The sequence below is a fragment of the Glycomyces tritici genome (genome assembly GCF_030403505.1).
In genome coordinates, this window is sequence record NZ_JAUEMJ010000005.1 from 93,169 (window position 1) to 104,714 (window position 11,546).

Here is an 11,546-nt window from a genome sequence, read left to right on the forward strand (position 1 = left end):
CCAGTGAGGCTTCAGGCCGCCTCGGGCTCGCGCACGCCCCTCCACATCGCGAGGAACGCCACGAGACCCACTGCGGCGCACATGATCCACACGAACGACTGCTCGATCTGGAACAGGTAGGTGCCCACGGCCGGCCCCAGCGCGTAGCCGCCGATCTGGGCCGTGGTGATCGCCCCGATGTAGCGGCTGCGGTGCCGGTCCGTGGGGGCCGCGAGCGCCGGGTACGCCACCACCGAGGGCGCGGAGATGATCTCGCCGAACGTCCACACCAGGACCCCCGCGAAGCACACCCAGATCCCCGCCGGAACCCCGAACAGCGCCAGGCCCGCGCCGATGAAGAGGCTGCCGAACGCGATCGTCGTCCGCATCGGCAGCCGCTGCGCGTACCGGGTCACCGGCAGCTCGAACAGGATCACGATGGCGCCGTTCAAGGTCACGATCGTCCCGTACAGCCACGCCGGATGGCCCTCGCTCAGGATCTGCAGCGGCAGCACCGCCTGGTACTGCGACTCGATGAACCCGGTCAGGAACATCGCGACGATCACCAGCACGTACTTCGAGTCCTTGAAGACGTCCCGGTAGCTCACCGCCCGCGCTTCGTCGGGCGACTCCTCACCGTCGCGCGCGTTCGGGAGCAGGAGCAGCGCGATGAGCCCGAACGCGATGTGCGTCAACGCGTTCACCACGAACATCAGCGCGAACGAATGCGTCAGCAGCCACACCCCGAGCATCGGCCCGGCCGCCGCGCCGACGTTCAGCCCCAGCCGCGCCGCGGCCGAGACCATCACGAGCCGCTGCGGCGGCGTCAGCGCGGCCATCATCGCCGCGGCCGCGGGCCGGTACATCTGCCCGAACAGGCCCGCCGCGAACGCGAGCGCGACGAGCAGCCGGTAGTCGTCGGCGAACGCGACCCCGAGCACCGCCAGTCCGGAGAGGAGCATCGACCCGACGATGACCTGCCGGGCGCCCCACCAGGCCGTGACCGTGCCCGAGGCGAAGCTCCCGACTATCGAGCCGACGCCGAACACCGTGAGCGCGAGCCCCGCGCCGGCGGGGGAGTGGCCGAGATCGGTGAGGTAGAGCGTGAGGAAGACCGCGATGAAGGTGCCGGTGCGACTCAGCGCGATGCCGACGAGGAGGGTGATGACCGACGGCGGCAGGTCCCGCAGGGTGGACCAGACGCCGTCGTCGGCCTCCTCGGGGGCGCGGGTCCCGCTCATGCGGCTCCCCGCAGCGGCGTGCACTCGAAGATCGTCTCGGCTTCGGCGCGGTCGAGGATCTCCTGGCACTCGTTCGCACTGCCGCCCATGGCGATCAGGCAGCCGTAGCGGGCGATGTACCCGTCCGGCGGCATGAGGAGCTCGTCCCCGGGGGCCGCGACCTGGACCGTCTCGAGTTCGCCGGCGCGCGCGGGCGGGAGCGCGATCTTATCGACGACCGCGCTGCAGGGCGGCACGAGGAACCGGATGGCGGCGTGGCGGTCCTGGCGGTGGGTGAGGTCGGGCCGTGCGCCGAGGGCGAGCCGGGTGCCCGCGACGCCGGAGTCGATCCCGTTGGCCAGCATGCCGAGATAGGGGATGAGGTCGCCGCCGAGCCGGCCGTTGATCTCCACCAGGACGGGGCCTGAGGGGGTCAGTTTGACCTCGGTGTGGGTGCTGCCGTGGCGCCAGCCGACCGCTTCGTGGGCGGCGGCGAGCATGCCGGTGAGTGCCGCGTCGGCCAGCAGCGGGTCGTGCGGGTCGACGGTGTGCCCCATCTCCTCGAAGTACGGTTCGGGTCCGATCTGCTTGCGCGCCAGCGCGTACGGCAGGTACTCGCCGTCGATGACGGCGGCGTCCACGCTGATCTCGGGCCCGGTGAGGTACTGCTCCAGGAGCAGCGTCCCGTCGTTGCGCATGCCCGCCTGCCGGGTCCGCCTCGCCGCCGCGACGGCCGCGGCCAGGTCCTCGGCCCGGTCCACTTTGATCACGCCTTGGCTCGCGCCGAGTGCGATGGGCTTGACCACCAGAGGGAATCCGATCGCGGCGGCCGCCTGAGCCCCGCCTTCACCCGGGGCGAGGACGTGGAAGGCCGGTTGCGGCAGCCCCGCTTCGGTGAGGGCCCGGCGGGTGGCGGACTTGTCGCGGACGGCCCGCACCGCTTCGGGGTCGGGGCCGGGCAGGCCGAGTTCGGCGGCGGCTTCGGAGGCGGCCTGGACGGCGGCCTCGTGCCAGCAGAACACGCCGAGGACGTTGTGCTCGGCGGCGACCCGCCGCACGGCGTCGCGGGCCGCTTCGGGGTCGAACACGTCGCAGACGGTGTGCCCGGCGAGGTACTTCGCCTGCCAGGTCGGCTCGGCGGGGTCGAGCGCCCACAAGGGGGGCCCGTCCGCGGCGGCGGAGGCCAGGAGGTACTCGCGGAACAGCTCGTGCCCGGTCCCCATGATCAGCAGCAGGTCCATCGGCGTCGCTCCATTCTGGTCAGGGCAGGATCAGGCCTTGCTCGGTGAACGCGTCCCGAGCGCCGGGCTGGTCGAGGACGCCCACTTCCTCGAACAGCCGCAGGGTCTTCGCCGCCGAGTGCCGGATGCCGGCCAGCACCCGCTCGCTCGAGAAGGAGTCGGCGATGACGTCCTTCACCTGCGTCTCGCTGAGCCCGGTGGACAAGAGCGCGTCCCGCGCGGGGTCGGTGGCCGGGCGCAGCGACCGGAGGACGAGCGGCGGCAGGTAGTGCGCGACCCGCTGCCGCAGCGGCGGTTCGAGCCGGCTCCACAGGTGCTTGAAGAAAGCGCTGAAGAAGGCGTGGTGGCGGCCTTCGTCGATCGCGTGCTCGCGCACGGTCTCGCGCATGATGGTCACGACGCTCTCGTCCGGCGGGATGTCGGAGAGGATCGAGGTCACGAGCGTCTCGAACACCACGACCTGGAGCAGTTCCACGAGCTTGCGGTGCTGCGGGAACTCCTCGCCCACGGCGTCGAGCCCGGCGATGAACGGCCCGAAGTCGTAGTCCAGCGCCGGGATCCCGGAGCGGTTCACGAGCTGGTGCTGGACGTCGAGGCTGTACAGCGAGTGGTACCCCTCGTCGACGACGATCTTGTACGCGTCCATGCGGGTCGTCTCGTGCAGGTGCAGTCCGCTGGAGCCGTCCGCGATCTTCTGCGAGGCGCGCACGACCACCGCGACCTCGAAATGCATCGTGAACCGCAGCCACTGGTACGCGTGCTGCGCCGTCAGGTACCGGCGCAGCACGGGGTCGTCCTGATCGAGGAGCGGGTGGTCCAGGTGCGGCACCAGGTGCTCGGGGAAGAACGCCTTGTGGATGTCGTCCTCGGCGTCGATCATCTTGCGGTGCTCGGCCCGGACGCCGGCGCGTTCGTACCAGTTGCGGAAGGCCTCGATCCGCGGCATCGGGGCGTCGCCTGTGAACACGGCTACTCCCGGGTCCGCGCGGGGTGGTCGGCGGGCAGCTCGCGCCCGGGCTTGCCCACCAGGTACCCCTCGATGTAGAGGTGGTCGATCTCGGTGCGGGCGAAGGTCCGCAGCGCGTCCTCGGGGGTCTCGACGATCGGCTCGCCGTTGTCGTTGAACGAGGTGTTGAGGACGATCGGCACACCGGTGCGCTCGGCGAAGTGCGCGATCAGCTCGTGGTACTCGGGGTCCACTGCGGCGTCGACGGTCTGGACGCGGGCGGTGCCGTCCACATGGGTGATCGCGGGCAGCCCGTCGCGGCGGTCCTCGCGGACCGAGGGGACCAGCAGCATGAACGGGCTCGAACCGCGGAAGTCGAACCAGTCCTCGACGGCCTCGGCGAGCACCGAGGGCGCGTAGGGCCGGAACGGCTCCCGGTGCTTCACGGTGTCGTTCAGGTAGTCGCGCACGCGCGGGTGCCGCGGGTCGGCGAGGATCGACCGGTGCCCGAGCGCGCGCGGGCCCATCTCGGAGCCGCCGTTCACCCACGCCACGATGCGGTGCTCGGCCAGCAGGTCGGCCACCTCGCTGATCGGGGCCTGCCGCCACTCCAGCGTGCCTTCGTACGCCTGCAGCGCTTCGAGGACGCGCTCCTGCGAATAGCGCTGCCCGTAGGCGGCGGTGGTCATCTGCCCGCGCCGCTCGGTCCCGCCTTCGAGGATCTGGTGCCAGCCGTACAGGGCCGCGCCGATGGCGACGCCGGAGTCGCCGGCCGGGGCCGGGATGAACACCTCCTTGAAGGGGCCCTCGGCGAGGACGCGGTGGTTGGCGACCGAGTTGAGCATGACGCCGCCGCCGAGGCAGAGCCTGGTCTCGCCGGTGCGGCGGTGCGCCTCCCCGGCGAGGTGCAGCATGGCCTCCTCGAGCTCGTCCTGGACCTTGCGCGCCACGTCCTTGGCGAACCGGCAGTCCCAGCGCCGCTCGGTGAGCGACTCGAACTCGGCGCCGTCTGAGGCGACGATGTCCTTCCAGATCTGCTCGAGACCCGCCTGGGAGACGGTGATGTCGAAGCCGTCGAAGGTGAGCCACCGGCCCCAGTCGGGCCGGGGCTCGCCGTAGGGCGCCAGGCCCATCGTCTTGCCGGCCTCGGGGTAGCCGCCGCACTCGAAGACTCCGAAGTCGGGCGTCCCGTACCGGGTGGTGAACCCGAGCTTGGCGGTGAAGAAGTCGTAGAACAGCCCGATGCTCATGTCGCTGTAGTCGACCGGGTACGCCGTCTCGGCCACGCGGGTGAGTTCGACGCCGCTGCCGGTGAACAGGGTGTGCTTCTCGACCATGCCTTCGCCTGAGCGGCTGCCGGCCTGGTCGACGATGAGCACGGCCGCCCGCTCGAACGGCGAGGTGTAGAACGCGGTGGCGGCGTGCGCCAGGTGGTGCGAGGGGAACGGGAAGGCCCGCACCTTGCTCTTGTCCTTGAGCGGCAGGTCGCGCAGGATGCGCGGGACCGTGCGGTCGCCGAGCGGCCGGTTGCCGACGATGAGGTCGACCTCGTCGATGCCGATCCCGGCGGCGTCGAGGCAGTAGGCGATGGACTTGATCGGGATGAGTTTCGTGAGGCGCTCGAAGTGGCCCTGGATCAGGAACCCTTCGGAGTGCTTGATGCGGTCGAGCCGCTCCTCCTCGATCGCGGCGAGGACCTCGCCGTCCTTGACGATGGCGGCCGAGCGGTCGTGGCTGAGGTTGACGCCGAGGATGTAGGTCATCGGTGCGCGCTCCTTCCGGTGCTGGGGTGTGGGTCAGCCGCTGTTGCGGCGGTAGAGGGTGCCTTCGCTCCAGACGAGGTCGACGCGGCCCCAGGCGAGGGCGGAGGCGACGTCGGGGAAGAACCCGCTGCCCTTGAGGTTCGCGCTGGTGTTGCACAGCACGGGGATGCCGCTGACCGCGAAGTAGGACTCGAGGAGGCGCCGCACGGCGCCGTCGCCGCGTCCGACGGTCTGGAGCCGGGCCGTCCCGTCGAGGTGGACGATCGCGGGGATGCGGGCCCGCCACTCGGGGCGGACCTCGTGGTCGAAGAGCATGTACGGGTCCGGGCTGCCGGGGGTGAAGACGCCGGGGGCGGCCTCTTCCAGGCAGATCGGCGCCACGGGCCGGTACGGTTCGCGGTCCTTGACCTCGTTGAGGCGGTCCTTCATCTTCGGCGAGGTGGCCGGGGCGATGATCGACCGGCTGCCGAGCGCGCGCGGCCCGAGTTCGGCGCGGCCGTCGAGGACCACGCACGGCTCGCCGGTGCGGTGGAGGATCCGGCCCAGCTCCTCCTCGTCCACCGCGGCGGTGCTCCAGCCTGCGGGGACTTCGGGGGTGGGCTTGAGCGCGGGGCCGAGCTTCACATGCCAGTCGACCGGTGCGGCCGGGTTCGCACGGCCCAGGGCCGCCGCGCCGATCGCCGATCCGGAGTCGTTGGGGAACGGCGGCACCCACACGTCCGTGAACTCATCGAGCGCGCGGAGCCGGGAGTTCCACTTGATGTTCAGGGCGCAGCCGCCGACGAAGCAGAGGTTCCAGGGGCCCTCGCCCCGCCACTCGCGCACCTTGGCCCGCAGCCCCTCGGAGAGGAGCCGTTCGAGGAACACGTGGACGCTGGCGAGCACGTCCGCGTCGGAGGCGGCGCTGAGGCCGGCGCCGCGCACGATCCGCTTGACCTCGCGGAAGTAGTGGTGCAGGTAGTCGAGCACCGGTTCGGAGGTGGAGCCGAAGCCGCCCACCGCATGGCGGTAGCCGACCGCCAGGGGCTCGGCGCCGAGGAAGTTCTCCTCGTACTTCTCCCGCAGCACGGCGATGACGTCCTCTTTGGGCGATCCGAGCGCGATGTACGCCATGAGCTTGCCGGCCACCGAGAGGTCCTCGTTGACCGAGGCGGGGCGCTCGTCCCAGTGGAACGGTCCGAAGTGGTGCGCGGCGACGGCGTACGTGTGCCCGGTGAGCGGGAACAGCGCGCCGCCGTTCTCGACCGTCCCGTCCGGGTCGACGTGGTAGAGCCGCGGGAAGCTGCCGCCGTCCCACACCAGGACCAGCGCGCTCTCGCGCCGCTGCCCGAAGGGGCTGAGGCCGTAGGCGCTCGCCACGTGGCCGGCGACGTGGACATGGCTCGTGTAGGGCCGCGCCCTGCCCGCGATCGGCAGGGTCCCGTCGAATCCGGGCTCGAACAGGTTCGGCACGGCCTCGGTCTCGCGGTAGGGGGCGAGCTGGAGCAGGACGGGCTCGCCGTCCGACTCGAGGCTCACCTGCCCGTACTTGGCGCCGTCCCAGCCGTCGACGACCCACCGGTCGACCTGGTCGGGCCGGTAGCCGAAGTCGGCGAGGAGCTCGGTGACGACGGCGAGGTCGGCCACCTGGCCGTGCCGGGCGCCGTTGCCGAGCTTCTCCATCTCGACGCTGAAGACCAGCCGGTCGCCGTCGATGAGCGCGACGGCGCCGTCGTGCGTGAGTTTGAGGCCGCAGACGATCATGCGTCAGCCCTTCTCGATTCGTGGCCCTTGGCGAGCAGGGATTCCAGGTTGTCGAGGACGTGGTAGGCGTCCGCGACGAGGGTGTCGGCCGAGGCGGCCCGGAGCATGAAGATGCCGCCGTAGCCGAGTGCGCCGGTGCTGAGGTCGTAGGCGGGCATGGGGGTCCCGGCCGGGATGCAGAGGCCGGGGACGGCGGTGACCGTCGTGGCCGGGTCGACGACGCCCGTCCAGTCCACGAGGGATTCGTCCCAGACGGAGTGGTCGGTCCACGGCCGCCCCGCCGAGTCGGTGGCGATGAGCGACAGCGATCCGGCCGCGCCCGTGGCGTCGGTGTCGAGGAGCATCCGCGCGGGCGGGTCGATCGGCTCGCCCAGGAGCGCGTCGGTGAGCATCCCGACGATGTCGACGCCGAAGCAGTGCTCGATCTCGGCCGCGACCATGACGCCGCCGAGCCGCGCGGCCGACTCCAGGACCGACAACCGTCCGTCGGGGCAGAGCTTGAGCTCGGTGTGGGTCCCGCAGTAGTCGAGTTCGAGGGCGTCCACCGCGGCGCGGGCGACGCGTTCGATCTCCCGTTGGGCCGCTTCGGGAAGCGCGCACGGCGCGAGGTTGCTCAGCTCGGTGAACGGCGGGATCGTGGGAATGCGCGAGGTGATGCAGACCGGGTGGTAGACCCCGCCGGCGACCACGCCCTCGACGCTCAGGTAGTCGCCGTAGCCGCTTTCGGGGTCCCACCAGGACTCGGTGCCGGACTGGATGACCTCCTCCACGAGGAAGTCCGCGTCGGCCCCGGCGACCTGCATCTCGGTGTAGCCGCGCTCGCGCGCCCGGATCATGGCCTCGTTCGCCTGCGCCCAAGCGGGTTCGACGTCCGCCTCGGTCTCGAGCACGATCTGGCCGATGGCCCCGGCGCCCCAGGCGTGCTTGAGCAGCATCGGGGCGTCGAGTTCGCGGAAGGCGTCGCGGAGGTCCGCGGCGGAGTCTACGGGCCGGAACCGCGGCACCGGGACTCCGGCGTCCTCCCACACCTGCCGCATCCGGCGCTTGTCGCGGGAGTTGACGGCATTGGGGCCGGCGCCGCGCAGACCGAGGCGCTCGGCCGCTTCGGCGACGGCGATGACCGCGTACTCCGAGAGCGTCAGGACCGCGTCCGCGCCGATCCGCCGGGCCTCGTCGACGATGAGGCCGACCAGGTCGTCACCAGTGCGCTCGATCTCCCAGCGGGGGGTCACCGAAGCGCAATGCGGACTCCACAGTGGTTCGGTATGAGTCGGCGGCGGCTTGAGTGCGAGTACGTGCAATTCGGCCTTGGACGCAATTTTCGGAAAGGCGTACTCGAGTGGCGCGCCGCCGCGCGAATAGACGAAGAGCACCTTTTTTCCAGGCACAGTCGTCTCCCTACTGTGATGGCGAGAAGAACGCGGGGAAGGGGTCCGGCCCCGCATGCGAGCGGGTCGGCTATAGGGGTATCGGGTTCCAGGCGGTGACACGACGTGTCGGGCCGGTGACGATCGTATGAGACGCGGGGGCCCGTGTCAAGCACGTCCTGGAATGCGCTTCCACAGTGGTGGGAGTGCATGAGCTGGCAACACTGAGGCGTGATGGTTCCATTGTGACCAGAGGTGTCGCACCGTCGGCGGAACCCACCGTGCGATGCGTGCGGAGTGTCCCGAACGCCGGATCTATGACCACAGTCACAAACGCCGGATCACCGTGGATTTCGCCGCCGCTGAGCACCGCAATCGTCACCGTGGGGAGTCGCCGCATGTTCGAAGACTTTCGCACCAGGGGCCTCAATGGATGCAGTTCATCCCAGTCGGCCCAATGGTGTGGGAGCGTTGCGCAACGGTATTGGGCGGCCGATGCTAATCTGACCCGATCCCCCAGCCGGCGAAAGGGCCCCATTGATGAGCGCAGCTGCTGACCGACCCAAGATCGAATTGCGGCGCTTCACCTCCAAGGCCGAAGACCCCTTCACGTCGTTCATTCGACTGCGCGCGGCCGAAGGCGAGCGGAACGTCTTCCTCTTCGAATCGCTCGCCGGCCCCGCCGCCGACAAGACCCGCGCCATGATCGGCGCGACCCCGCTGCTCGACGTCGTCGTCCGCGACGGGGTCCTCGAGTTCGACGGCCGGGAGCCCTGGCTCGACTGGGCGCTGCGGCGCATGGCCGGATTCGGCGGCGCGCGGCCCGAGGACGAGCGGTTCTTCCGCCTCCACGAGCGCACCGCCCTGTGGGAGGCCCTGCGCCACCTCGAACGCGGCCTCGACGTCCACGGCCTCGACGACCAGGGCTTCGGCTTCGGGTTCGTCGCCCTGCTCAGCTACGACGCCGTGACCTACATCGAGACCCTGCCGCGCCTGATCGAGGCCGACGACCGGGTCCCCGACGCGGTGTTCCGGATCTACCGCTCCGTCATCGAGATCGACCTGGTCCGCGCCGAGGCCCAGCTCTACGTCGCCCACTGCCCCGAATGGAACGAGCCCGACCCGGCCGACGTGCACCGCCACATCGAAACCGCGCTGGCAGCCGAGATCGCGCAGGCGAGCGCGGTCCCCGAACCGCCCCTGAGCGACGTCGAACCGGAACTCACCATCACCCCCGAGGCCTACGGCGAACGCGTCGAGCGCTCCCTGGAGCGCATCCGCGCCGGCGACATCTACCAGGTCCAGATCGGCCACGAGGTCCGCATGCGCGGCAAACGCTCCGACCTCGACGTCTACCTGCGGATGCGGGCCAACAACCCCTCGCCGTACATGGGCTTCGTGCCCTTCGACGACCTCACGCTCCTGAGCGCCAGCCCCGAACTCCACGTCCGCATCGAGGCCGACCACCTCACCATGCGCCCCATCGCCGGGACGGCCCGCCGCGGCGCCACCGCCGCCGAGGACGAGGCCCGCGCCGCGCGCCTGCGCGGCGACGAGAAGGAGATCGCCGAGCACATCATGCTCGTCGACCTGTGCCGCAACGACCTCGGCCGCGTCGCCGACCCAGGCTCCGTCGAGGTCGACGACCTCATGAACGTCGAGGCCTACTCCCATGTGCTGCACCTGGTCTCCACGGTCACGGCCGACCTCGCCGCCGGCTTCGACGCCTACGACGTCATCCGCGCGACCTTCCCGGCCGGGACCATGACCGGCGCCCCGAAACTGCGCGCCATGGAGATCATCGAGACCACCGAGACCAGCCGCCGCGGCATGTACGCCGGCGCGTTCGGCGTCATCGGCTTCGGCGGGTTCACCAACCTCGCCCTGAGCATCCGCACCATCGTCGCCACCGGCGACGCCTACACGGCCCGGGCCTCCGCCGGGGTCGTCGCCGACTCCTCACCCCAGGGCGAATGGCGCGAGACCCTCGCGAAACTCGGCTCATCGATCCACGCCGTCGTCGGCCACGACGCGGCGACCGACTCCGCACCGGAGGGCGACACCCGATGAAGGCACTGCTCATCGACGCGTACGACAGCTTCGCGCACATCATCTACCAGTACCTGCGCGTCCTCGACATCGACACGGACGTGATCCGCTCCGGCGACATCGCGCCCGCCGGGGCCCTCGCCCACGACGCCGACTTCGTCCTCCTCGGCCCCGGACCCGGCACCCCCGAGGACTCCGGCCACGTCGAGATGGTCCGCGCCCTCGCCGGCGTCAAACCCGTCCTCGGCGTCTGCCTCGGCCACCAGGCCATCGGCGTCGCCTTCGGCGCCCAGGTGCGGCCGGCCCGCCACCTCATGCACGGCAAGACCAGCACCGTCGAGCACGACGGCCGCGGCGTCTTCACCGATGCGCCGCAACGCTTCAGCGCCACCAGGTACCACTCGCTGATCATCGTCGAGGACACCCTCCCCGACGAGCTCGAAGTGACCGCCCGCGCCGCCGACGACGGCTACGTCATGGGCGTGCGGCACCGCGGCCACCTCATCGAAGGCGTCCAGTTCCACCCCGAGTCGATCCTCACCGAATCCGGCATGGGTCTCTTCGCCGGGTTCGCCGCCGCCGTCCGCGCGCAGCCCGCAGAGGCCCGCGCATGAAGATCCTGACGATCAACGGCTCCGAGCGCTCCCGCGGCTCCACCTGGCTCGCCGTCCAGGCCATCGTGGAGCGCGCCCGCGCCCGCGGCTGCGAGACCCGCGAAGTCGACCTCGCCGAGCAGCGCGTCGTCCGCTGCGACTGCGGCCGCTGCAACTCCCGCCCCGACCCCTGCCCCGTGGACGACGACGTGGGCGCGATCGTCGCCGCCATGGTCGAGGCGGACGCCGTCTTCCTCGCCGCGCCCGTGCACGGCTTCGGCCTCTCCTCGCTCATGCAGACCTTCGTCGAACGCGCCGGGGTCGGGCACCTGCGCTTCGAGCGGCCCCTCACCAACACCATCGGCGCCGCCGTCGTCATCGGCCGCCGCTACGGCCACCTCGACGTGCACGCCCAGCTCCTGCACAACCTGCTGCTCAACCGCTTCATCATCGTCGGCAGCGGCTTCCCCGTGACCATCCACTCCGGAGGCGAGCAGGGCGTCCTCTCCGACACCGAGGGCATGGAGGCGCTGCACCGCACCGTCGACCGGATCATCGACATCGGCACCGCCCTCGCCGAGTCCGGGACGCGGCTGCCGCGCCCGGCCGAGGTCGAACGACGCGTCGGAAGGACGAGCTGACCGA

Annotated in this window: 9 protein-coding genes; 3 read left to right on the forward strand and 6 right to left on the reverse strand. The window is 70.9% G+C overall.

Annotated features, from left to right (window positions below):
• Positions 1 to 11 precede the first annotated feature (11 nt).
• Genes QWI33_RS17320 through QWI33_RS17345 form a run of 6 tightly spaced genes read right to left on the reverse strand, consistent with a single transcriptional unit; the run spans position 12 to position 8,124 of the window.
• Positions 12 to 1,220 carry an MFS transporter gene (locus QWI33_RS17320; RefSeq protein ID WP_289958396.1) on the reverse strand — a complete coding sequence of 403 codons (1,209 nt, stop codon included), beginning with the start codon at positions 1,218 to 1,220 and terminating at the stop codon, positions 12 to 14.
• The gene (locus QWI33_RS17325) at positions 1,217 to 2,440 is read right to left on the reverse strand and encodes an ATP-grasp domain-containing protein (RefSeq protein ID WP_289958397.1); all 1,224 of its coding nucleotides are present in this window, start codon (positions 2,438 to 2,440) and stop codon (positions 1,217 to 1,219) included. The genes QWI33_RS17320 and QWI33_RS17325 overlap by 4 nt, the downstream gene beginning before the upstream one ends.
• 19 nt (positions 2,441 to 2,459) lie before the next feature.
• Entirely contained in the window at positions 2,460 to 3,407 is a 948-nt protein-coding gene (locus tag QWI33_RS17330) for a diiron oxygenase (RefSeq protein WP_289958398.1), read from the reverse strand.
• A gap of 2 nt (positions 3,408 to 3,409) precedes the next feature.
• Positions 3,410 to 5,149, reverse strand: coding sequence for a carbamoyltransferase family protein (locus QWI33_RS17335; RefSeq protein ID WP_289958399.1), 1,740 nt, complete (start codon positions 5,147 to 5,149; stop codon positions 3,410 to 3,412).
• Positions 5,150 to 5,182: 33 nt separating this feature from the next.
• Positions 5,183 to 6,892, reverse strand: a complete 1,710-nt coding sequence (locus QWI33_RS17340; RefSeq protein ID WP_289958400.1) for a carbamoyltransferase N-terminal domain-containing protein — start codon at positions 6,890 to 6,892, stop codon at positions 5,183 to 5,185.
• On the reverse strand, positions 6,889 to 8,124 hold the full coding sequence (locus QWI33_RS17345) for an ATP-grasp domain-containing protein (RefSeq protein ID WP_289958401.1): 1,236 nt from the start codon (positions 8,122 to 8,124) through the stop codon (positions 6,889 to 6,891). Before QWI33_RS17345 ends, QWI33_RS17340 begins: the two co-directional genes overlap by 4 nt.
• 675 nt (positions 8,125 to 8,799) lie before the next feature.
• Here QWI33_RS17345 and QWI33_RS17350 point away from each other — a divergent pair.
• From QWI33_RS17350 to QWI33_RS17360, 3 genes are read left to right on the forward strand one after another with little or no spacing between them, the layout of a single operon-like run.
• Positions 8,800 to 10,329: an anthranilate synthase component I family protein gene (locus QWI33_RS17350; protein WP_289958402.1), complete on the forward strand. Its 1,530-nt coding sequence runs from the start codon at positions 8,800 to 8,802 to the stop codon at positions 10,327 to 10,329.
• Positions 10,326 to 10,922: an anthranilate synthase component II gene (locus QWI33_RS17355; protein WP_289958403.1), complete on the forward strand. Its 597-nt coding sequence runs from the start codon at positions 10,326 to 10,328 to the stop codon at positions 10,920 to 10,922. The genes QWI33_RS17350 and QWI33_RS17355 overlap by 4 nt, the downstream gene beginning before the upstream one ends.
• A complete protein-coding gene (locus QWI33_RS17360) occupies positions 10,919 to 11,542 on the forward strand; it encodes a flavodoxin family protein (RefSeq protein WP_289958404.1) in 624 nt (207 codons plus the stop codon). The genes QWI33_RS17355 and QWI33_RS17360 overlap by 4 nt, the downstream gene beginning before the upstream one ends.
• The last annotated feature ends 4 nt before the right edge of the window (positions 11,543 to 11,546 follow it).